The 22,806-nt window shown below is 46.1% G+C and carries 18 protein-coding genes and 5 tRNA genes; 12 read left to right on the plus strand and 11 right to left on the minus strand.

Going from position 1 to position 22,806, the window contains the following annotated elements:
- Nucleotides 1–41: 41 nt before the first annotated feature.
- Nucleotides 42–1,256: a pyridoxal phosphate-dependent aminotransferase gene (locus VTH8203_RS05930; protein ID WP_096992832.1), complete on the minus strand. Its 1,215-nt coding sequence runs from the start codon at nt 1,254–1,256 to the stop codon at nt 42–44.
- Between the two features lie 228 nt (nt 1,257–1,484).
- Between VTH8203_RS05930 and VTH8203_RS05935 the strand changes: the two genes are divergently transcribed.
- The 7 genes from VTH8203_RS05935 to VTH8203_RS05965 all read left to right on the plus strand — a co-directional run bounded on the left by VTH8203_RS05935 (nt 1,485) and on the right by VTH8203_RS05965 (nt 9,089).
- Nucleotides 1,485–2,792 (plus strand): isochorismate synthase, encoded by a 1,308-nt coding sequence (locus tag VTH8203_RS05935; RefSeq protein ID WP_096992866.1) that lies wholly within the window; start codon nt 1,485–1,487, stop codon nt 2,790–2,792.
- Nucleotides 2,789–4,504 carry a 2-succinyl-5-enolpyruvyl-6-hydroxy-3-cyclohexene-1-carboxylic-acid synthase gene (gene menD, locus VTH8203_RS05940; RefSeq protein WP_096992833.1) on the plus strand — a complete coding sequence of 572 codons (1,716 nt, stop codon included), beginning with the start codon at nt 2,789–2,791 and terminating at the stop codon, nt 4,502–4,504. Before VTH8203_RS05935 ends, menD begins: the two co-directional genes overlap by 4 nt.
- On the plus strand, nt 4,494–5,348 hold the full coding sequence (menH, locus tag VTH8203_RS05945; RefSeq protein WP_096992834.1) for a 2-succinyl-6-hydroxy-2,4-cyclohexadiene-1-carboxylate synthase: 855 nt from the start codon (nt 4,494–4,496) through the stop codon (nt 5,346–5,348). The genes menD and menH overlap by 11 nt, the downstream gene beginning before the upstream one ends.
- 3 nt (nt 5,349–5,351) lie before the next feature.
- Nucleotides 5,352–6,218 carry a 1,4-dihydroxy-2-naphthoyl-CoA synthase gene (menB, locus tag VTH8203_RS05950; protein WP_096992835.1) on the plus strand — a complete coding sequence of 289 codons (867 nt, stop codon included), beginning with the start codon at nt 5,352–5,354 and terminating at the stop codon, nt 6,216–6,218.
- Nucleotides 6,219–6,416: 198 nt separating this feature from the next.
- A complete protein-coding gene (menC, locus tag VTH8203_RS05955; protein ID WP_096992836.1) occupies nt 6,417–7,418 on the plus strand; it encodes an o-succinylbenzoate synthase in 1,002 nt (333 codons plus the stop codon).
- On the plus strand, nt 7,419–8,807 hold the full coding sequence (menE, locus tag VTH8203_RS05960) for an o-succinylbenzoate--CoA ligase (RefSeq protein ID WP_096992837.1): 1,389 nt from the start codon (nt 7,419–7,421) through the stop codon (nt 8,805–8,807).
- Between the two features lie 72 nt (nt 8,808–8,879).
- Complete coding sequence (locus VTH8203_RS05965; RefSeq protein ID WP_096992838.1) at nt 8,880–9,089, plus strand: hypothetical protein; 210 nt, start codon at nt 8,880–8,882, stop codon at nt 9,087–9,089.
- Here the strand turns inward: VTH8203_RS05965 and VTH8203_RS05970 are convergent.
- The 3 genes from VTH8203_RS05970 to VTH8203_RS05980 all read right to left on the minus strand — a co-directional run bounded on the left by VTH8203_RS05970 (nt 9,034) and on the right by VTH8203_RS05980 (nt 12,603).
- Nucleotides 9,034–9,960 carry a YeiH family protein gene (locus tag VTH8203_RS05970; protein WP_096992839.1) on the minus strand — a complete coding sequence of 309 codons (927 nt, stop codon included), beginning with the start codon at nt 9,958–9,960 and terminating at the stop codon, nt 9,034–9,036. The genes VTH8203_RS05965 and VTH8203_RS05970 overlap by 56 nt on opposite strands.
- Before the next feature lie 162 nt (nt 9,961–10,122).
- Entirely contained in the window at nt 10,123–11,997 is a 1,875-nt protein-coding gene (locus VTH8203_RS05975; protein WP_096992840.1) for an MFS transporter, read from the minus strand.
- Between the two features lie 15 nt (nt 11,998–12,012).
- Nucleotides 12,013–12,603, minus strand: a complete 591-nt coding sequence (locus VTH8203_RS05980; RefSeq protein WP_096992841.1) for a TetR/AcrR family transcriptional regulator — start codon at nt 12,601–12,603, stop codon at nt 12,013–12,015.
- A 263-nt stretch (nt 12,604–12,866) separates the two neighbouring features.
- On the opposite strand from VTH8203_RS05980, the gene VTH8203_RS05985 reads away from it, so the two are divergent.
- Together VTH8203_RS05985 and VTH8203_RS05990 are read left to right on the plus strand one after the other, a co-directional pair.
- On the plus strand, nt 12,867–13,751 hold the full coding sequence (locus VTH8203_RS05985) for a Tim44 domain-containing protein (protein ID WP_096992842.1): 885 nt from the start codon (nt 12,867–12,869) through the stop codon (nt 13,749–13,751).
- A gap of 133 nt (nt 13,752–13,884) precedes the next feature.
- Nucleotides 13,885–14,979, plus strand: coding sequence for a BamA/TamA family outer membrane protein (locus VTH8203_RS05990; RefSeq protein ID WP_096992843.1), 1,095 nt, complete (start codon nt 13,885–13,887; stop codon nt 14,977–14,979).
- A gap of 190 nt (nt 14,980–15,169) precedes the next feature.
- Here the strand turns inward: VTH8203_RS05990 and VTH8203_RS05995 are convergent.
- The 5 genes from VTH8203_RS05995 to VTH8203_RS06015 form a co-directional block, all read right to left on the minus strand.
- Nucleotides 15,170–15,254, minus strand: a tRNA-Tyr gene (locus tag VTH8203_RS05995).
- An 81-nt stretch (nt 15,255–15,335) separates the two neighbouring features.
- Nucleotides 15,336–15,420 (minus strand) — tRNA-Tyr (locus VTH8203_RS06000).
- An 81-nt stretch (nt 15,421–15,501) separates the two neighbouring features.
- Nucleotides 15,502–15,586 (minus strand) — tRNA-Tyr (locus tag VTH8203_RS06005).
- A gap of 81 nt (nt 15,587–15,667) precedes the next feature.
- A tRNA-Tyr gene (locus VTH8203_RS06010) sits at nt 15,668–15,752 on the minus strand.
- A gap of 81 nt (nt 15,753–15,833) precedes the next feature.
- Nucleotides 15,834–15,918, minus strand: a tRNA-Tyr gene (locus VTH8203_RS06015).
- A 320-nt stretch (nt 15,919–16,238) separates the two neighbouring features.
- On the opposite strand from VTH8203_RS06015, the gene VTH8203_RS06020 reads away from it, so the two are divergent.
- From VTH8203_RS06020 to VTH8203_RS06030, 3 genes are all read left to right on the plus strand, one after another.
- Nucleotides 16,239–17,324 carry an efflux RND transporter periplasmic adaptor subunit gene (locus VTH8203_RS06020; RefSeq protein WP_096992844.1) on the plus strand — a complete coding sequence of 362 codons (1,086 nt, stop codon included), beginning with the start codon at nt 16,239–16,241 and terminating at the stop codon, nt 17,322–17,324.
- Nucleotides 17,324–20,452 (plus strand): vibriobactin export RND transporter permease subunit VexH, encoded by a 3,129-nt coding sequence (gene vexH / locus VTH8203_RS06025; protein ID WP_096992845.1) that lies wholly within the window; start codon nt 17,324–17,326, stop codon nt 20,450–20,452. Before VTH8203_RS06020 ends, vexH begins: the two co-directional genes overlap by 1 nt.
- Nucleotides 20,453–20,577: 125 nt before the next feature.
- Nucleotides 20,578–20,898, plus strand: a complete 321-nt coding sequence (locus VTH8203_RS06030) for a DUF1244 domain-containing protein (RefSeq protein ID WP_096992846.1) — start codon at nt 20,578–20,580, stop codon at nt 20,896–20,898.
- 63 nt (nt 20,899–20,961) lie between these two features.
- Here the strand turns inward: VTH8203_RS06030 and VTH8203_RS06035 are convergent, their stop codons facing one another.
- Both VTH8203_RS06035 and VTH8203_RS06040 read right to left on the minus strand, forming a co-directional pair.
- On the minus strand, nt 20,962–21,807 hold the full coding sequence (locus VTH8203_RS06035) for a carbon-nitrogen hydrolase family protein (protein WP_096992847.1): 846 nt from the start codon (nt 21,805–21,807) through the stop codon (nt 20,962–20,964).
- A complete protein-coding gene (locus VTH8203_RS06040) occupies nt 21,804–22,799 on the minus strand; it encodes an ABC transporter ATP-binding protein (RefSeq protein ID WP_096992848.1) in 996 nt (331 codons plus the stop codon). Before VTH8203_RS06040 ends, VTH8203_RS06035 begins: the two co-directional genes overlap by 4 nt.
- Nucleotides 22,800–22,806: the final 7 nt, after the last annotated feature.

The following is a 22,806-nucleotide window of genomic DNA, read 5'->3' on the forward strand; positions in this document are numbered from 1 at the left end:
CGCTCATTAAGAATAGGCTTTATAGCAGTGTTATGAAAGAGTTACTGGCTATATGTGCTTAAGAATTTTTCAAATCGACCGATCGCCATTTCCAGATCTTCGATATGTGGCAATGTGACGATGCGGAAGTGATCCGGTTTAGGCCAGTTAAAGCCGGTGCCTTGCACCAGTAGTACTTTTTCCTGTTTCAAGAAATCTAGCACCATACGTTGGTCATCTTTGATGCTGTATATCTTGGTGTCGATCTTCGGGAATAAATACATGGCGCCTTTGGGCTTAACGCAAGAGATGCCAGGAATTTGAGTAATCAACTCATAGGCTTTATCTCGCTGTTCCAACAAACGGCCGCCTGGCAAGATAAGCTCGTTAATGCTTTGATAGCCACCTAATGCGGTTTGAATCGCATGTTGCATTGGAACGTTCGCGCACAAACGCATTGAAGCGAGCATCTCAAGACCTGCAATATAACCTTTAGCGTATTCTTTAGGTCCGGTCATAAACATCCAACCACCGCGGAAGCCACAAACGCGGTATGACTTAGATAGACCGTTAAAGGTCACAACCAAGACGTCTTCTGTTAGGGTTGCAACCGAAGTGTGAGTCGCACCGTCGTAAAGAATTTTGTCGTAGATCTCATCGGCGAAGATGATTAACTTGTGCTGGCGAGCAATTTCTACCACTTCAAGCAAGAAATCGCGGCTATACACTGCGCCCGTTGGGTTATTCGGGTTGATCAGCACGATACCACGTGTCTTTGGTGTGATTTTCTTCTTGATATCGTCTAGGTCGGGGTACCAGTCAGCTTGTTCGTCGCATAGGTAATGCACAGGACTACCACCGGAAAGAGAAACGGCCGCAGTCCACAACGGATAATCAGGAGCGGGAACTAACATTTCATCTCCGTTGTTTAACAGAGCCTGCATCGCCATTACAATAAGCTCCGATGCACCGTTGCCGATGTAGACATCTTCAACGTCTAGGCTACGAATCCCTTTACGTTGATAATGTTGAACCACAGCTTTCCGTGCGGAGTATATACCTTTGGAATCACAATATCCTTGAGATGTCGGTAGATTCCTGATGACATCGACTAATATTTCATCAGGGGCGTCAAAACCGAATGGGGCTGGATTACCGAGATTGAGTTTCAGTATTTTATGTCCCTCTTCCTCCATGCGCTTAGCATGTTTGAGTACAGGGCCCCTAATGTCGTAGCAGACATTGTCGAGTTTTGACGACATCTCGATATTTTTCATTGCTATATTCCTAAAAAATCGGTTATTTCTTTACTAAATTACACTAAATCGCCTTTTGGGAGAATAAAAATCTACATAAAGTGAAGATTAAAGATTTGATATGAGTTAGGTGGTAATGAGCCACTTAACAATGCGAGCAATTAAAGCGTGTGTTTCTTGATCTATGTAGTTGGTATAAATAGAGTATCTCGTGTATATAAGATTAAAAGTTACAGTTTTGAGGTTGATTTGTCTCATTTAACAAAAGCTATCACTCAGCTTGTTGAAAAATTAGAGCGTGCGCCACAAGGCACTAAGCGTCTAGAACAAGAACTACTGGGTCCACCAAACACCCATTGTATAGACTGGTTGGACACACAGCCTCATTATCCTAAGTTCTACTGGCAGTCGCGAGACACCCGTGAAGAGGTGGTCGCACTTGGTCAGTTGCACACATTTTCTGAGCCGGCCCCAGCTTACACCATTTTGAGCGATAACCAGCGAGTTTGGGGCGGTCGTTCTTTTGACGGTCATTCTGAGAAAAATCGTCGCTGTATGTCTGCGTTTTTCTTTTTACCTCAAGTGGAATTGATCCGTTTCGATGATGGCTGGCGCCTCGCGGTCAACATTGGAATGAGTAAAGAGGTCTCGATTCGAGCATTAAAGCAGCTGGTTGCCGATGCAAAAGAATTAGCGCCACTTGCAAGCGATATTGTCTCTTTAAGTCATACGCCAGAGAAAGCGCGATGGTGTGAGTTGGTTGAGGACGTGTTGAAAGGCATTGAGCAAGACAAGTTTAAGAAAGTCGTGTTGGCTCGTAAAACTTGTGTCGATCTTAAACATTCAATATCTCCTGCGCAGCTACTTAAAGCGAGTTACATTCAAAACCATCATAGCTTTCACTTCCTGATGGCGTTGTCTCCGGAACATGCCTTTGTTGGCTCCACTCCTGAGCGTCTGTATCGACGAGTTGGGCTGGAGTTAGAGACAGAAGCCTTAGCCGGAACTATTGGCCGTGGTGGGAATGCGGCTCAAGATATGGAACTGGCAAACTGGCTTACTCAAGACCATAAAAACATCAATGAAAACCAATATGTCGTTGATGATATTCTGCACAGTCTATCGCCTCACTCAGAACAAGTGCATTTAGAGACTGAGCTTCGTTTGGTGCGACTACGTAAAGTTCAACACCTTAAAAGAAACATCTTGGCGCATTTACATCAAGGTATTAATGGTGTGCAGTTATTGCAAGCCTTACAGCCTACGGCGGCGGTGGCTGGGCTACCTAGAGCGGAAGCCATGCAGTATATCCAAGACAATGAACCGTTTGCTCGAGGTTGGTATGCAGGTTCGGTGGGCTATCTAAGCCATGAAAAAGCAGAGTTCTGTGTCGCAATACGAAGCGCGCTGCTCGTTAAGGATGAATTGCAACTCTTTGCTGGTGCTGGGATTGTTCCGGGCTCCATTGCGGACGATGAGTGGCAAGAATTGGATAAAAAGATGTCTACATTGCTGAGCTTAATTTCTGACCAACCTTCATTAGGTGTTGCCTCATGAGCTACAACCAAGCTGCTTTAAATAGAGTTTGGACTGAAATCATGATGGAAGAGCTTTATCGCCAAGGGGTAAAACACGTTTGTATTGCACCTGGTTCACGTTCAACGCCACTGACTCTTGAAGCTGTCGAGCATCCCCATTTAAAGGTTCATACCCATTTTGATGAACGTGGTTTAGGGTTTTTAGCCTTAGGTCTTGCTAAATCCAGTCAATCGCCAGTGGCCGTCATTGTCACCTCAGGTACCGCGGTAGCAAATTTACTGCCAGCGGTGGCTGAATCGCGACTGACGAAAGAAAAGTTAGTATTGTTGACTTCTGACCGTCCAATTGAACTGGTGCAATGTGGAGCGAATCAGGCCATTGATCAATTGGGTATTTTTTCCCAGCATGTGACTGAGGCAGTGAATCTGCCATCACCCTCCACTCAGGTTCCAGCAGCATGGTTACTGTCGACAATCGACCATGCCTTCTCGCTTCAAGAAAAGCGCGGCGGTAGTATTCATTTTAACTGCCCTTTCCCTGAGCCTCTTTATGGCGGTGAAGACAAAACGGCATTTTCTGACTATGTGCAAAGCATCGCCAAATGGCGAATGGCATCGACGTGTTTCGTCGAATATCCTTCTCCAACTGCGGTTGACTACGTTGCCCAGATTAACGCCCTCAATCTGAGTAACCGAAAAGGCGTGATCATAGTTGGCAGTGTATCTCTGGCTGTGGCGCAACAAGCCGGGCTACTGGCACAGCAGTTAGGTTGGCCACTCCTTTGTGATCCACAGGCAGGTATAGGTGGCGATTGGCAGCGTTACGATATTTGGCTTCAGAATCCACAAGCATCAGGTCTATTGTCACAAGCCGATACTGTGCTGCAGGTCGGAGCAAGGCTGGTGTCTAAACGCCTAAACGCATGGCTGAAGTCACACGCTCAACATAGCGAATATCTGCTCTTAAGCGAGTTTGATGACAGACTCAACCCAGACCATGTGACATTAAGGCACTACCAAGTCAACATCGAACAGTGGTTAGAATCCGCACTGCGTGCGCGCAAACATAGTCAACACGCAGGGTGGGGCGATAAGCTGAAATCATGGTCGGGATTAGTCCCAAGATTAGCGCCAACTCGACGTCACCTTACCGAGTTTGATGTCGCGTGCAGTATTGAACGACTGCCAAACAACATTAATCTGTTTTTAGGCAATAGTCTTATCGTTAGGCTGGTAGATATGCTGGCCAATCCAAAAGGGATTGAAACCTACAGCAATAGGGGCGCTTCAGGGATTGATGGTTTGGTTGCCTCGGCAAGCGGTGTTCATCGAGATAAAGGCCGTTCTACCGTCTTATATTTGGGCGATACATCACTGTTATACGACTTAAATTCTTTGTCTCTCTTTACTCACACCCAAGCACCCTGTGTTATCGTCGTCACTAACAACGATGGCGGTGCTATCTTTGACATGCTACCCGTCCCACAAGATAAAAAAGTTCGCTGCTACCAAATGCCTCACGGTTTGCGTTTTGAACATGCAGCGGCTCAATTTGGGTTGGGCTATTGTATGGTCAAATCACGCCAAGATCTCGATGCCCAAATACAGCAACACTTGGTCAGCGGACAAGGCTCACTATTAATTGAAACTGTCACAGCCAGTGATGAAGTCGCTGATATGATTCGTCAACTTGGTCGCGACATCAGTTCGTTTCAGACTCATGCTTCATAGTCAGTTTGTTCAAGCACAAAAAGGAAAAGCCGGTGGAAAGCCTCTCGTGGTGTTTCTGCACGGCTTTTTAGGTGCGGGCGATGACTGGAAAGCGGTGAAGGACTATTTGACCGGTTACGATAAACTATTTATCGATTTACCTGGACATGGAGAAAGCCACTCGATCCAAAGCACAAGTTTTGATGCCGTTTGCGGATTGATTCACTCAAGCGTACTAAAATGTATTGAAACACAAAAGCAAAGTGCCACAAGGCCGATATGTTTGGTAGGCTATTCATTGGGCGCTAGGCTTGCGATGTACTTTGTGACGGAGTATTTCAAAATCCAGAGTCACCTAACTCCAGTTTTAGTGGCGGGGCTTGTCATTGAGGGCGGTAATTTTGGCTTGGACTCACAGGCAGCGCGTCACGCTAGGCTTGCCAATGATCTAGCATGGTCAGAGCGATTCAAAAATGACGATATTGCAGAGGTTTTAAGCGATTGGTATCAACAACCGGTCTTTTCTTCCTTAAATCATGAGCAAAGACAACATTTGATTGCCAAACGAAGTGTTAACCTTGGTGATAAGTTAAGTCAGATGCTGATGTCGACATCGTTAGCCCATCAACCGGATTTACTGCCCCAGATACGGCAGCTGCAATTCAGTAATGGCAGTCGGCCTTTGTATATCACAGGCGAACGGGACAAAAAATTTACTGCTCTAGCAAAACATAGCCATCTTGATTGTCAGATCATTATGGGTGCTGGGCATAATGTGCACAAAGAGCAGCCTGAAGTCTTTGCTTCGGTGCTACTTGGTTATCTAGAACAAATGGGCGAAAGCCCGAGAAAAAAATTGGAATAGAGCATGGCTAAAACAGTTGGACTAACAGAAGAAGAACTTTACGCGCCAGTGAATTGGGCTGACGTAACCGGCGATTTCGAAGATATTCAGTACCACAAATCTGAAGACGGTATCGCGAAGATTACGATTGCCCGTCCTCAAGTTCACAATGCATTCACCCCAAGAACGGTCAACGAAATGATCAAAGCGCTAGCGGATGCTCGTTATGATGAAAGTGTTGGTGTGATCATTCTTACCGGTTTAGGTGAAAAAGCTTTCTGTTCTGGTGGTGACCAAAGTGTTCGTGGCGACTACGGCGGCTACCAAGATGATTCAGGTACTCATCACCTAAATGTCCTAGACTTCCAACGTCAGATCCGTACTTGTCCTAAACCAGTTATTGCTTCTGTAGCTGGCTGGGCAGTGGGGGGCGGTCATGTTTTGCACATGATGTGTGACCTAACGATTGCCGCGAAAAATGCTCAGTTTGGCCAAACTGGTCCGAAAGTAGGTTCCTTTGATGGGGGGTGGGGGGCGTCTTATATGGCTCGTATCGTTGGTCAGAAAAAAGCACGCGAAATCTGGTTCTTATGCCGCTTTTACGATGCACAAGAGGCGTTAGATATGGGACTCGTTAACACAGTCGTGCCGCTTGAAGATCTGGATAAAGAGACCGTCCGTTGGTGCCGTGAAGTGCTTCAACATAGTCCAATGGCGCTTCGTTGTCTGAAAGCAGCTCTGAACGCGGACTGTGATGGTCAAGCTGGCTTACAAGAGCTAGCAGGTAACGCAACGATGATGTTCTATATGACTGATGAAGGTCAGGAAGGGCGTAACGCATTTAATGAAAAGCGTCGTCCAGACTTTAATAAATTCCCAAGAAACCCATAAACATTGGTACCAAGGCATGTCTTTTGCCTTGGCGTCATGTTGTTTTGGCCATATTTAGATACATTTTATCCTCAATTACTGCGAGTAAATTTGGAACTCTTGAATCGAAATGTGGCCTAACTGCGGTGTATTTAGCGTCGCTGACGGGCTCGTGGTTTGTGTCAGCGGCGTGTACTTCCTATGAAGTGGGACTCTATTATGAGACAAGCAAAACTCTACCGCTATCGTCTTCCTATGGACAGTGGCGTCATTCTTCGAGATCAAAAACTTACTCACCGAGATGGCTGGATTGTTGAACTTTCTGAGGATGGTCGGGTAAGTTTAGGTGAAATCGCACCATTACCAGGATTTAGCCAAGAAACCCTCGAGCAAGCGGGTGTTGAAGCACAGGGTCAGTTAGAACTGTGGGTAAACGGTAACCGCATTGAGTTCGAACAGTGTACCCCTTCAGTGGCATTTGGTCTGTCTGCAGCCTTGATGGAGCTTTCTCGAACTCTACCTCAAGACGGTAATTATCGTGCTGCGCCTCTGTGCAGTGGCGACCCAGATGAATTGATACCGATACTCAACAATATGCAAGGCAGCAAGGTGGCTAAGTTTAAAGTTGGGCTCTATGAAACCATTAGAGATGGTATGTTAGTCAGTCTTTTTCTTGAATCAATCCCTGATCTGACACTGCGCCTTGATGCGAACAAAGCCTGGACCTTAGAGAAAGCGAAACAGTTCGCTAAACATATCTCACCGTCATTAAGGCAGCGAATTGCTTTTGTGGAAGAGCCTTGTCAAACGCCAGGAGATAGCGTGTCATTCGCTCTTGATACCGGAATCGCTATCGCTTGGGATGAAACATTGCAGGCAGCGATTAAAGAACCTAATTTTTCCGTGAAAGAGCTAACGGGTGTGAAAGCGTTGATCATCAAGCCAACCTTGATTGGTAGCTTAGACAAGTGTATTCGCTTGATTGAAGAGGCGAAAAGTCATGCCATTCAAGTGGTCATCAGCTCAAGCTTGGAGAGCAGCGTCGGCCTTGGGCAATTAGCGAGGTTTTCTCATTGGCAAGTGCCCGCCGAAACACCGGGCTTGGATACTATGCAACTGTTTGGTGCGCAACTAGAAACCCCTTGGCCAGGTTGTTTGTTACCAGTTGAACGCTTAGAGGACCAAACATTGGTTTGGCAATCTGAGCCAACGAGTCTTTAAGTGGCGGCGTCAACTTGTTTATGGGAGCACTGGGCACAGTCTGCTCCCACTCAAATCGCTTTAACCACTGTGCAGCGTCAGCTTACCTGGCTGGAGGTAAAGCAACAGGTTGTACAATATCGACATCAGTTGATTGATAGAGCCATTGTTCAAGGTCAGGTTGTTTGCCTCATAGGTCGTGCGCAAGAAACCTTAGTTTTTGCTTACCTTGCTTGTCTTGCGCATGGCGCCGTCCCCGCGATTGTTGCCCAGCAATCGGATGAATTACTCGAAGCCAAACTCTCAGCTCTGTATTTGAAAGATGAACCTGCGGTGGTGTGGAATTGCTGCAGTTCAACCGAGTTACCAAGTTTGCATTTTCAGTCACGCGGAACGAGCCAGCATAGGTCTGCGGTACCGTCCGATATTGATATTGCCTCCATTATCTTTACATCGGGTTCAACAGGTCGCCCCAAAGCCGTCGTGCATGGAGCAGAGCAACATATTGCATCTGCCAGTGGCCTCCTAGAGCGCTTTCGTTTTGTAGTTGGAGACAGTTGGTTGTTGAGTCTGCCAATGTATCATGTGTCTGGCTTAGGGATTGTGTGGCGTTGGCTACAGTCTGGCGCTGCAATAAAAATTGCCAGTGGAGACTTTCGCCAAGATATATCAGACGTGAGTCATGCATCACTGGTATCGACTCAGCTTAAGTGGATAGTGGATAATCAATGGCCGACCAAGCTAGAACGAGTGCTGCTTGGAGGAAGTCATATTCCTTTGTCGTTGATTCAACAGGCCAAAGTACGTCATATCGACGCTTGGATGGGTTATGGGATGACAGAAACCGCGTCGACCGTAACGGCTAAGCCAGTCGATGAATTGCCATCATCGGGTTATGTGTTACCACGCCGAAAACTCAAGTTGGATGATGGCCGTATTTTTGTTGCAGGTGATACGTTGGCAAAGGGCTACTATTGGCAAGGGAGCATCCTGCCACTGGAGTTGCAGAGTCAATGGTTGGATACGCGAGATCTAGGGGAGTGGGTCAATGGCAATGAGCTGAGAGTTATTGGTCGTACTGATAATCTGTTCATTTCTGGGGGCGAAAACGTCCATTGTGAGGAGGTGGAAGCTGCCCTTAATACGCTACCAACTATTACTCAGAGTATCGTTATTGCCGTTGAAGATGAAGAGTATGGGGCGCGGTGTGTGGCTGTTGTGCAGTCCGCGGCATTACCCACACTCGATGAGCAAAGGCAGAGACTGGCGGAATTACTACCAAGATTCAAACAGCCTGTGGCGTATTTTCTATTGCCTGAGTCACTGTCACGGTCAGGAATCAAAGTCTCGCGTGCTGAGGTGAAGAAGTGGCTGTCGCAATACCAATCCAATTATGTAGTTATTTCATAGTCCAAAACTGAATTTTCATTACCCATTAGGCTCACCATAATAGAAAACATAGATACTGAGTGAGCCTATGGAATGAATAAATTATTGATTATCGCGATTGCACTGCAACTTGCTCTGGCCTTCTCTAGCGATGGGTTGACACGGGCACTTGCAGAGCTGACCGCCTTTCTGTTGACGGTCGTCCTGTTCTTTAACGTTAAACACGCAAAATTAGCGCAAGGCGATACTAAGAAAACATTAACCAAGCTAGAGAAGTCGCGGAAATCAACAACCACATTGTAATACCAAATAGCATTGGCTTACTGCCAGCCTGCTTAAGCTTATCAATTGAGATACTGCAGCCAATTAAGAACAGGCACACGACGAGTAGTTTCTTCGATACATCAAAAATACCCTGATATACCATCTCAAATTGAGGTAAGTAATCACTTACCAAAATGGCGGCGCAATAGAACAAAATAAAGTACGGAATGGTAATTTTATTCTTTTTGTTGCTAAAAATGGCCGCACTAACTAGTGCAACGGGAATAATCCATAAGGCGCGGGCTAATTTGAGCGTCGTGGCCGTGGTCAGTGCCTCCTCACCATAAGCAGAGGCAGCACCGACAACCGATGACGTATCGTGAATGGCGATAGCAGCCCAGGTGCCAAACGTATGTTGGTCAAGGTTCAATGCATGACCAATCACTGGAAAAACGAATAAAGCGACAGAGTTGAGCACAAAAACGGTTGCTAGCGCGATACCAATTTTCTCGTCATCGGCATTAATAGCTGGGGCAACCGCGGCGATTGCGCTACCACCACAAATTGCAGTACCTGACGAGATGAGGTAGCCCGTTTGCTTATCTAACCCCATTCGGCGTGCTAAAAACCAACCTATGACGAGCGTACCAAGTATGGTGGCAACAATAATGCCAATACCATCGCTGGTGGCTTGCATCGCTTGATCTAAATGAATACCGAAACCTAAGCCTACGATAGAGTAAGCAAGCAGCTTTTTCGTGAATTTTGCTAAAGGAAGCGCGGTGGGAACCAAGCTAAAAGTAGTGAGGAAAAAGCCGAGAATCAAAGCAATAGGCGAAGATACCCAGGGGGTAAGACACGCAATGATCGCGAGAAAAAATAGTGGGTAAGAGCGTAACTGGGTGAACATGGGGTACCTTTAATAAAAAGGCGAGAAATCTCTCGCCACTTAAAGGAATTGTATGAATTTCGCTAGATCAACAAAACCTAAAATTATTTAACGAGCGTTCAGAAAAACTAAACGCCAATTATTTTGTTTTGAACAAGCCAGATCGCTATGTAGCAAATTTCATTAGCGATAATCACCTCGAAGTGTAGCGACTCGCTCAAACATCGTCTGACTAGACGCTTCTTCAGGTGCGACTGGCGCCCCCGCTTCTAGCTCTAACTTGGCTCTAAAACGAGTCGGTAAGCCTTTGCACGCGCGACCTTTGTGACGACTGAAGTAGCTACCCCAAAGCCCTTTTAAGGCCATTGGGATAACAGGAACAGGAGAGCGACGAAGAACGATATCAATCCCGCGCATAAACTCATTCATTTCACCGTCAGAGGTTAGGCGCCCCTCAGGGAAAATACAAACAATTTCGCCCTCAGCCAAGGCTTGCTCAATGTCATTAAAGGCTCGTCGAATTGACCCCTTTCGAGTCGATGAAATAGGGATGACGCCTGCACGACGCAAGAATCGACGCACGGGCTTAAAGTTGGCGTAATCCTCTTCCATGACAAAGCGTATCAGTCTTGGACTTGCCGCAGTCATGACTAAGGCGTCCATATAACTGACATGATTACAGACGATCAGCGCGCCTCCCTTCTCAGGAAGATGATGCAGATTCTTATGGGTGATACGATACATGATGGTTGTCAGGATCCAAATAAGGAATCGAACGACAAAAATAGGTGACTGCAAGAACAGATATGTTGCCATCATAAAGTTCATTAGCGCCAATACCAAGAATAGTTGGACAATGGTTAACTCAAGGATTGAGAGACCAACAATACCTAATACAGCACTGCCGACCATGAACAGTGAGTTATAGATATTGAGAGCGGCAATAACGCGAGCACGCTCAGTTTCTTTCGCTTGCTGCTGCATCAGGGCATACAAAGGAACAATGAATAACCCGCCGGACATGCCTAATGCGAGCAGATAACCGAACACTGGCCATAAGCCAGCGTAGGAAACAAATTCACTGAATGAGGTGAACTGTGGCAGGTCATTAGGAACAGCAAACGCCATAAGGGCACCAAATATCGTGATGCCGATGCTGCCAATCGGTACGATTCCTACATCAATACGATTTTTAGACATCTTGTCACAAAGCATCGAACCTAGCGCAATGCCGACTGAAAATAATGCGAGCAAGAATGAGACGGCAGCCTCGTTCCCCATCAGGTGAATTTTAGTGAAGTTAGGAAACTGCGTTAGGTAAGCCGCGCCTAAGAACCAAAACCAGCTAATAGCCATAATACATTGGAAGACGACACGGTCTTGATGCGCAATCTTGAGCGTTTCTTTGATTTGTTTTACCGGTTTCAAACGAAACTTAAGATCGGGTGCAGCAGCAGGGGCTTCTGGAATTGAGCGGCTTGACGCGTATCCTGCCAATGCAAATAGAATGACACTGCCCGCCGCTACATACTTGGCACTATCAGCCGACGCAATAATACCTGCACCTAAAGTTCCAAGAAGAATGGCTAGGAAAGTCCCCGTTTCGACGAGTGCATTGCCTGATAGCAGCTCATTAGGCTTGAGCTGTTGTGGCAACAAAGCGTATTTTACTGGGCCGAAGAAAGCCGACTGTGTGCCCATTAAAAACAATAATAACAATAAGATGCCATAACTCTCGGTAATAAAACCAATCGCACCAAGACTCATAATGGCGATTTCAGCCAGTTTTACTTTTCGAATAAACCAAGACTTTTCGTATTTGTCAGCAAGTACACCTGCGGAAGCAGAAAACAGAAAGAACGGCAGGATAAATAGACCAGCAGCAAGGTTGATGAATAGGTTACTGGAAATCGGCAGTACCTGCGGGCCGGCAAAAGCAACAAACAACAGTAAAACGTTCTTAAAAATATTATCGTTGAAGGCGCCGAAAAACTGGGTAATAAAGTAGGGCAGGAAGCGCCTTTGAGATAACAGAGACGCAGATTTCGTATGTGGCATTACCTTTCCTTTTGGTTACCAGCTTTGTAAGTACTTTGAGATTAGATCTTTGATTAGCTCATCGCCATCAACTGGCTCAGAGGCAAAGAATTTGTCATCGACACTAAGTAGCGTGATGCCATGCACCCCAGCCCAAAGTACACGACTTGCGCGCAGCACCTCTGAGTGAGATTTTTCAGGTTTGTAGACAGACAATAAGCTCTCTAGCATACCAGTCATACCGTCGATACGCTGTGATTGCCATTCAGGCAGCGTATCCCCGTTCATGTTGTGTTCGAAGATTAATTGCCAACGATAAGGGTACTTTTTGGCAAAGTCATGATAGCAGCTAGCCAATGCATATAGGGCATCTTCGGCATTATTCGCCTCTTCGACTACCGCTTTTGCTTCCTGAGATAGCTCATCAAGTGTGCGTGCAACCGCATGCAACAAAAGCAAATTATAGCTGCCAAAGACATTGACTAATGTACTAGGAACATAGCCAATTAGAGTAGCAATCTTACGAAGGCTAAGCGTGTGATAAGAGTTTTCGCTAAGGTAATCTTTTACCGTCGTGAGCGTAAGCTCAACAAGCTCTTCCCTGGTATGATCGTTTCTGCGGGCCATGGTTGTGGATCGTTAATTGAACACGGTTCGTTATTTTAGAGGCGTGATGTTTAAGCGTCAACTAATGAAGCCCTGTCTTGCGGGCTTCGCGCATAGTTTTGTCTGTACTTCTACCTAGCTCTTAACATACGTGCAATATTCTGAAACAAGTCGAGATGTCAGAGTGATTCCTTTAATGCTAAGCTCAGTATATTATGTTTGATGGGTCGTAGTTCATGTATAGTGGGTATGGCTTAACGTAACAATATAACTAAAGGTCTAGAATGAAACGTTTATTTTCTTTCGTCGCTCTGCTCGTGCTTGCAGTAGCGGTGAATCCGGTAGCTGAAGCGAAGAAGTTCGGTGGCGGTAAATCATTCGGTAAGAGCTTTAAAACAGCTCCAGCTCCGAAACAACAGCAACAGAACACAAATAACATCAGCAGACAGGATCAAAACAAAGCAGGTAGCAGCAAAAAAGGTTTGATGGGCGGTCTTCTTGGCGGTCTGTTGGCTGGTGGTTTGCTGGCAGCGTTCTTTGGTGGTGCTTTTGAAGGCATCAACTTTATGGACATCCTAATCTTCGGCTTGATTGCGTTTGTTATCTTTAAGTTGATGCGAGGTATGCTAGGTGCCAAGCAAGGCAGTATGAATCAGCAGCGACAGCAACCCGCATTTGGTGGCAACACGCGTAACCAATTCGAGCAGCAACCGAATTTCCAAAACTTTGAGCAGCCGCAAAATACAGGTGCTGCAACGGGTGGATTTGGCGCAGCGGGTCACAGCGATGTACCACATAACTATCCTCCTGGTTTTGATCAGACAGCCTTCGTCAATGGTGCTCGTGAGCATTACCGCATTCTGCAAGGTGCATGGAACCATAATGAGTTGCATACGATCGAGGAATACGTTTCTCCAAGCTTGTTGCAAGATCTTATGGCTGAACGTGCCAAGTTGGAAGGTGAGCAACACACTGACGTCATGTACGTTGATGCAGAAATTGTGCGCGCAGACTTTGATGCTAACAAAGCGCAACTTAGCTTGCAGTTCTCAGGCCGTTACCGTGATGCCATTGAAAACGTTGAAGAAGACATCGAAGACGTCTGGCATTTAGAGCGTGATCTCACTGTTCCTAACGCGCCATGGTTGATCGTTGGTATTCAGGGTTAATCTTTGAAATAGCATTCCAAAAACCGCAGTTTAACCGCTGCGGTTTTTTTCGTTTATAACCCACTAATTCACGATACAGTGGTGTTTTTATTCTATAATCCGACCTTTCCTTTTGAATACATACAAATTATCGATGCGATACAGATTTTCTAAACTTGCTATGTTACTTTGCGCTTCTTTAGCCACGACATCGTTACATGCTGAAGAGCAGGTGCTTCCTCTATTTGAGGCAAAACCCAATCCGACAACTGATGCTCTAGATGACGTTCTGAGTATATTTGGTGCCGAACAAGAGTACGATGCTGAGCAAGGATTAAACTCAAGTTATATTCCGGCCGTGTTTTACACTCCAGAACAAGGTTTGGGGTTGGGTTTGCTGTATGTCGGTCTGTATGGCGCACTGTCTGAAGGTGCGGGGCAACCGTCATCGATGGTAATAAACCCTTATGCGTCCAGCAATGGTTCGATAGGTATTACCTTCAGTAACAAACATTTCTATAATTCAGGCAACGATCGTGTGTTTACCGATATCAAAGTGTTTGACGATGCAGCGGTTTACTATGGTCGTGGTAATGACAATGGTCAGCAAGACGACAACAAGGTGGACTTCAAAGAGCAGGTGATTGACGTTAAGCCAACCTGGCTTACTCGGGTCAAAGGCGATTACTTCTTAGGTCTGGGCGGTAATATCAAGTCAGTCCGTCCCCACGAACAAGAGTTTGATGATCCAAGTGCAGCCTACCTCGCGCAAGAGCTAACTGATAACACTAGCTACGGAGTCTTTCTATCTAATGTGTACGACACTCGTGATAACGTAACTAACGCCTCAAAAGGCACATTGTTGCAAGCAGATATTGGATACTACCGTGACGCGACAAACTCAGCAGATTTTGGAAAGTATTCACTAAAAGCCTCGCAATATCGTTCGTTGGCACCACTACCCGGTTTACTCGCGTGGCAAGTGCAAGCCAACTTAACCTCAGGTGATGTGCCTTGGAATCAATTACCAGATCTTGGTGGATCTGATGCGATGCGTGGTTACATCCTAGGGCGTTATCGTGACAATCAAATGATGATGGGACAAGTGGAGTATCGTCTACCGGTTTATTGGCGAGTCGGGGTCGTCTTCTGGGGCGCTGCGGGCACTGTAGCTGATGATGTTTCAGGACTTTGGGACAATACATTGGCAAGTGGCAGGTACGGGTCTGCGATTGAAGATCAAAGATAAAGTGAATGTTCGCGCTGATATTGGCTACGGTGAGCATGGAGGTACTTTCTACTTTCATGTCAATGAGGTTTTTTAAACCGATTCAGATGTCGATGAACGCAGTAAACAAGGACGTTTGCTGTAAACTTCAGCTGGCAATTGAACAAGCAGAAACAAAAAAGCCGACTCAAAGAGCCGGCTTTCGTTTATATGGTGGGGGGGGACGGATTCGAACCATCGAAGGCAGTGCCGTCAGATTTACAGTCTGATCCCTTTGGCCACTCGGGAACCCCCCCAGGAGTTTTATACTTGTTTCACTGTTTTCCCAACACGGTGCTTCAAGTTTGTTCAACTGTTACTAACACTTAAACAGAGTATGGTGGGGGAGGACGGATTCGAACCATCGAAGGCAGTGCCGTCAGATTTACAGTCTGATCCCTTTGGCCACTCGGGAACTCCCCCAGGAGTTTTATACTTGTTTCACTGTTTTCCCAGCACGGTGCTTCAAGTTTGTTTAACTGTTACTAACACTTAAACAGAATATGGTGGGGGAGGACGGATTCGAACCATCGAAGGCAGTGCCGTCAGATTTACAGTCTGATCCCTTTGGCCACTCGGGAACTCCCCCAGGAGTTTTATACTTGTTTCACTGTTTTCCCAACACGGTGCTTCAAGTTTGTTTAACTGTTACTAACACTTAAACAGAATATGGTGGGGGAGGACGGATTCGAACCATCGAAGGCAGTGCCGTCAGATTTACAGTCTGATCCCTTTGGCCACTCGGGAACTCCCCCAGGAGTTTTATACTTGTTTCACTGTTTTCCCAACGCGGTGCTTCAAGTTTGTTTAATTGTTACTAACACTTAAACAGAATATGGTGGGGGAGGACGGATTCGAACCATCGAAGGCAGTGCCGTCAGATTTACAGTCTGATCCCTTTGGCCACTCGGGAACTCCCCCAGGAGTTTTATACTTGTTTAATGTTTTCCCAACACATCACTCAAGTGCGGAGCGCATCATAACAAACTGCGCATAGCTGTAAACCCTTTTTTGATGATTTTGAATTGAATGATGCCTTTTTGGACAAAGGCGCTTAAAAAGCGTGTTTTTAATCATTATTTATTAATCAACAGAGTGATACATTGTTTGTACGTGGATAGTTTCTGGATAGATGAACGTCAATTGTAAATAATCTTTTTAGGATACATTTACACTTCTTGACGTTACTCCCCGTATTACTCGCTACACTATCTAAAGTTTTTACACTGAAGACAAACACGATGAAAAACAAAACAATAATCGGTTTACTGGCACTGTCTATTCTTAGTGCTTCACCAGCGACTTTCGCCAAAAGGAATGCTGGCTCCCAAGCTATCTCTGTTGTCACTGAGCCCGTTGCCATCCATCAAGTTTCACAATCTCTCTCTTTAGTTGGTAAATTAGAAGCGGATCAGTCGGTCATTATCGCCTCAGAAGTTAATGGTATTGTCGATGAAATTAAAGTCACGGCGAACCAAAAGGTCGAGAAAGGGCAGCCATTGGTATTGCTTAATGACGATAAAGCACTTGCTGCGGTAGCAGAGGCTAAAGCGTATACCCGAGATCAGAAACGTATTTTGGCGGAATTTGAACGCTTGGTTGACCGAAATGCGATTACTAAAACCGAAATTGATGCGCAAAAAGCAGCGGTGGAAATTGGCAATGCTCGATTGGATGCTGCGAACGCCAATCTCAATGATTTGTATATCGAAGCGCCGTTTAAAGGCACCGTTGGTTTGATTGACTTTAGTCGCGGTAAACTGGTTAGTGTTGGTACAGAGTTGCTGACGCTCGATGATCTTTCTACGATGCAACTTGATCTTCAAGTTCCTGAACACTACTTACCTATGCTTGAAAAAGGTATGGAAGTGACGGCAAGAACGTCGGCATGGGGCACTCGTATTTTTACCGGGAAAGTGGTCGCTATCGATACCCGTGTTAATCAAGAGACCTTGAATCTTCGTGTTCGCATCCATTTTGAAAATGAAGAGAATCGCCTAAAGCCGGGCATGTTAGCGCAAGCAAGAATGGAGTTTCCACCGATTGAAGCGCCTATTATCCCAGTACAGGCACTTGAATACTCAGGCACTAAGCGTTTTGTTTATGTGATTGATGAAAATAACAAAGCGCACCGCACAGAAGTCTTCTTAGGTGCCCGTGTTGGCAATCAAGTGGTCATTGAAAAAGGGTTAGAAATCGGCCAACGTATTGTCGTTCAGGGCATTGTAAACATGCGTGACGGAGTGTCTGTTCAAGAAGTCTCCTCTGAGCCGACGGCTGGACGCAGCATGGACAAGTCTGCAGGCAATGACAAGGAAGCAAGCTAATGTTGTTATCTGATGTTTCGGTTAAACGTCCGGTAGCGGCTATTGTATTGAGCTTGCTGCTCTGCGTGTTCGGTATTGTTTCTTTTAGTAAACTCGCCGTTCGCGAAATGCCGGATATTGAAAATCCCGTTGTTTCTATCTCGACTCGTTATGAAGGGGCGTCTGCGACCATCATTGAGAGTCAGATCACCTCGGTTATTGAAGACCAGCTCTCAGGCATCAGTGGTATTGATGAAATTGAATCGACGACGCGAAACAGTATGTCGCGTATTACGGTTACCTTCGAGCTTGGCTATGATTTGAATACAGGCGTCAGTGACATTCGTGATGCGGTAGCTCGTGCTCAGCGCGCCCTGCCGGATGAAGCGGATGACCCTCTGGTGTTTAAGAACAATGGTAGCGGTGAAGCGTCACTGTATATCAACCTAAGTTCCTCTGAGATGGACCGCACCCAGCTTACTGATTATGTTAATCGTGTGCTGGTCGACCGCTTCAGCCTTATTTCTGGCGTCAGTTCAGTGGATATTTCGGGTGGTTTGTATCAGGTGATGTACATAAAGCTCAAGCCTGCTTACATGGCCGGTCGCGGCGTGGCTACATCGGATATCACTTCAGCACTACGTAGTGAAAACATCGAAAGTCCGGGTGGTGAAGTTCGAAACGATGCCACTGTGATGTCAGTACGAACCGCGCGTGCCTATAATACACCCGTTGATTTTGAGTATTTGGTGGTTAAGCGCGCAAGCGACAATACCCCTATTTACTTAAAAGATGTCGCCGATGTTTATGTGGGAGCGGAAAACGAAAACTCGACCTTTAAGAGTGACGGTGTTGTCAACGTGAGTATGGGGATTGTGCCGCAATCTGACGCAAACCCACTGCAAGTTGCGGACTTAGTTCATAAAGAAGTTGAACGCATGCAGCAGTTTCTACCACAAGGAACACGATTGGCGATCGATTACGATTCTACCGTCTTTATCGACCGTTCAATTTCCGAAGTATACAACACGCTGTTTATCACCGGTGGATTGGTTATCCTCGTGCTGTATATTTTTATTGGTCAAGCGCGAGCGACGTTAATTCCAGCTGTGACGGTGCCAGTGTCGTTGATTTCGTCGTTTATCGCCGCGTATTTCTTTGGCTTCTCTATTAACTTGATCACCTTAATGGCGCTTATCCTTTCTATTGGTCTGGTGGTCGATGATGCCATTGTTGTGGTCGAGAATATATTCCACCATATCGAAAGAGGAGAGTCGCCTCTATTAGCGGCCTATAAAGGGACGCGTGAGGTGGGATTCGCCGTCGTTGCTACCACATTAGTATTGGTGATGGTATTCCTACCTATCTCATTTATGGATGGCATGATAGGGCTCCTATTCACCGAGTTTTCAGTGTTACTGGCGATGTCAGTGATCTTTTCGTCGCTGATAGCCTTAACGCTCACCCCTGTGCTGGGTAGCACTATCCTAAAAGCCAATGTCAAACCGAACCGTTTTACTCAGTTTGTCGATAAAGGGTTTAGAAAGCTTGAGCGCGGTTATAAAGCGGCATTGGTGAAAGCCCTTAAACTGCGCTGGATGGCTCCAATTATTATCGTGGCTTGTATTGGTGGTAGTTTCCAACTGATGCAACAAGTCCCAGCCCAGTTAACACCGTCAGAAGACCGAGGAGTTATTTTCGCGTTTGTTCGTGGTGCCGATGCGACCAGCTATAACCGTATGTCAGCCAATATGGACATCGTCGAGAAACGTTTGATGCCGCTGCTAGGGCAAGGTTTCTTAAAGTCGTTTAGTATTCAATCACCAGCGTTTGGTGGTAATGCCGGCGACCAAACGGGCTTTGTGATCATGATTCTAGAGGATTGGAATGACCGTGATATCACGGCGCAAGAATCGCTTAATGTAGTGAGAAAGTCACTGGCAGGCATTCCTGACGTACGTGTATTCCCATTTATGCCAGGCTTTAGAGGCGGTTCGAGCGAACCTGTACAGTTTGTTATTGGTGGGTCTGATTACCATGAATTGCAAACTTGGGCGGATAAACTTGAACTGGCAGCAGAACAGTCACCATTTATGGAAGGGGCCAGTACCGACTATTCTGAGAAAACCCCAGAACTGGTTGTCACTATTAACCGTGAACGTGCCGCAGAGCTGGGAATTAGCGTTGCCGATATCTCAGATACCTTAGAGATAATGCTCGGTGGTAAAAGCGAAACGACCTATGTAGAACGCGGTGAAGAATACGATGTCTATCTACGTGGTGATGAGAATAACTTTAACAACGCCAATGACTTAAGTCAGATCTATATGCGAACTAAGTCTGGTGAACTAGTGACGCTCGATGCGGTGACCTCCATTGAGGAAGTGGCATCATCGATACGCTTGTCCCACTACAATAAGCAGAAATCGATCACGATTAAAGCGAACTTGTCGGACGGTTATACTCTAGGAGAAGCGCTCGACTTCATGGATCAACAAGCCGTGGAAATGCTACCGGGTGATATCTCGGTCAGTTATGCCGGAGAGTCGAAAGATTTTAAAGAGAATCAATCCAGTATCCTAGTGGTGTTTGGTTTGGCTCTGCTGGTGGCTTACCTAGTACTTGCTGCTCAATTTGAGAGCTTCATCAACCCACTTGTCGTCATGTTTACCGTACCTATGGGTGTGTTTGGTGGCTTCTTAGGCTTAGTTATTATGCAGCAAGGCATGAACATCTATAGCCAAATCGGTATGATCATGTTGATTGGTATGGTAACTAAAAATGGTATCTTGATTGTCGAATTTGCTAACCAACTGCGTGACAAAGGCGTCGAGTTCGAAAAAGCCATCATCGATGCGTCAGCACGACGTCTGCGACCCATTATGATGACGGCGTTCACAACGCTAGCAGGGGCCATTCCTCTGATCTTGTCTACTGGCGCTGGTTATGAAAGCCGAGTGGCGGTGGGGACAGTGATCTTCTTTGGTATGGCTTTCGCTACCTTAGTCACCTTGTTTGTTATTCCAGCGATGTATCGACTTATCTCGGCTAAAACCAAGGCTCCAGGGCATGTTGAAGCTGAACTTAACAAGGCACTTAGCCATGACGTAAAAGCGCGGACGAGTCATGGTGAGCTGACCGACAACTAACCCCTATAGACTCAATGAAAACCGCAGGTTAAATTAGTCTCATAAAATGCTCAGTTTCGACTGGGCATTTTTTTGTTTGTTGGTTAGGATTGTTGAGGACAAAAACAATCAATAAGGAAAGTAAAGTGGCTGAATTTAAATACAAAGATCTTCCTCAAGAACAGCAGGACAAATTGGATGCGGCGGTATTTCGTAAGCTGCTGGCTCACCTTGATGAAAACAAAGATGTGCAAAATATCGACCTGATGATTCTTGCTGGATTCTGTCGCAACTGCTTTAGCAAATGGTATAAAGCGGAAGCAGAAAATGCAGGATTGGCGTTGGATATCGATGATGCCCGTGAGCGTGTCTACGGCATGACCTATGATGAGTGGAAAACCAACCACCAGCCTAAAGCGACACCTGAACAACTGGCAGCGTTTGAAGCACGTCAAAACAAGAAGTAGTTCTAAAATTCTCTTCCGTTTGAGTAGGCAGGAGCAAAGGAGACGGGGGAGTCTCCTTTGCTTCTAGATATTGGCTGGAGGGAGTTTAAGCTCACCGAGGGTATTGAGATATACTGACGGTTCTTGATACTGAGGAAACGCAATTGGGTGGTCTCTAAAACTCTTAAGTGGTTGTCCTAGGCCTAAGGTTCCTCTTTCTCTTACACGTTTTACTCGACTTACATCAAGCTCAATAGGAATGACTTGTTCGGTTTCTCCTGCTTGATAAAGCACATCGCCTTCCGGACCTACGACGATCGATTGCCCATTTCCCAGCGGCCCACAACCATTGATATCCACCATAAAACACTGGTTGGTGATGGCATTGGCTCGTGCAATACAGCATTCAATCTCGCGGTCTATCGTGCCCGTCATCGTTGGGTGAATGATAACCTCAGCCCCCATACAGGCCAGCGCACGAATAGTTTCTGGAATCCACATATCATAGCAAATGGAAACGCCAAACCGCCCAACATTAGGGATGTCAAAGGTCACGAACTGGTCGCCATTTTCAACCTGTTGCTCGTATGGGAGAAAAGGGTACATTTTTTGGTAACGAGCGATAACTTGTCCCTCGGGGCTAATCACCACCAAGGTGTTGCTGGTACCATTGTCATCTTGAGTGTAATAGGAACCAGAAACCAGCCAGATACTTTGTTCTTGAGCCAGCTTGATCAGTCTCTGCTCGGTTTCGCCTCCGATAGGCTCGGCATATTTAAGTGATGCACCGTATATAGCAAGTTCACTAAAAACCACCATATCGACCCAAGGGAAGCGCTGGCAAGTGGCACGAGTCTTTTGTTCCAACGTTGCTAAGTTATCGCCCATTGGAAGGCTTAATTGCAGCCCCGCAATTGAAAAATGGCTCATATTGTCACCTTATCTTGTTGGTTCGTTGCAAAGTGCTGGTGTTCATTCAATAAAGGGTAAAAGCAAGCGCTCTCATGGGGTCTTTCTTGCGCTATGCGAGGAAAGGCTTTTTGGCACTTCTCGCTCAACCTTTGACAGCGGCTTTGGAATGCACACCCATGTGGACGGTTCAATGCACTTGGTACTTCTCCCGATAAGGCTTGCAATCGATCACGTTGGGTAGGATCTAGTGACGGGATAGAGTTAAGCAAGGCTTGTGTGTACGGGTGTTGAGTGTGATGAAACACATCACCGACGGGACCTGCTTCGACAATTTCACCTAAATACATCACCAATACCCTGTCAGCGATTCGTTCGACCAATCCTAAATCATGAGTAATGAACAAATAGCTCAGACCACGTTCCTGCTTAAGCTGATTAAGTAGATTAACAATGGTAGCTTGAACTGAGACATCCAGCGCTGCCGTCGGCTCATCTAAAATAATTAATTTGGGGTCGAGCATTAAAGCACGTGCAATCCCTATTCGTTGACGCTGCCCGCCGGAAAGCTCATGAGGCATGCGGTTTAACATGTTCTCATTAAGTCCCACTGTAGTGAGCATTTCGATAACCTTATCCAACCGTTTTAGTTTGCTCAGCTTTGTGTGAGTGAGCAGCGGCTCTTCCAATAGCTTTTGAACTGAGAGTCGAGGGTTGAGTGTAGAGTAGGGGTTTTGGAATACGATGCTGTACTCTTTTCGTAGCTGTTTGAGCTGTCGACCTTTGAGTACGCTGATATCTTGACCGCAAAAGTGGATATGACCGCAATCAGCGTCAATAAGTTTGAGTATGGTCATCGCTATGGAGCTTTTCCCGCAACCAGACTCTCCGACCAAGGCTACGCACTCGCCTGGTTGAATGTCGAAGTTGATGTGCTGAAACGCTTGTAATGTTTGTTGCCCAACAGAGTAGGACTTGGCAAGGTCTGTGACCCTCAATAATGATTGTACCATGATGATT

Origin of the sequence: Vibrio thalassae (genome assembly GCF_900089835.1) — a bacterium.
Classification (GTDB): domain Bacteria; phylum Pseudomonadota; class Gammaproteobacteria; order Enterobacterales; family Vibrionaceae; genus Vibrio; species Vibrio thalassae.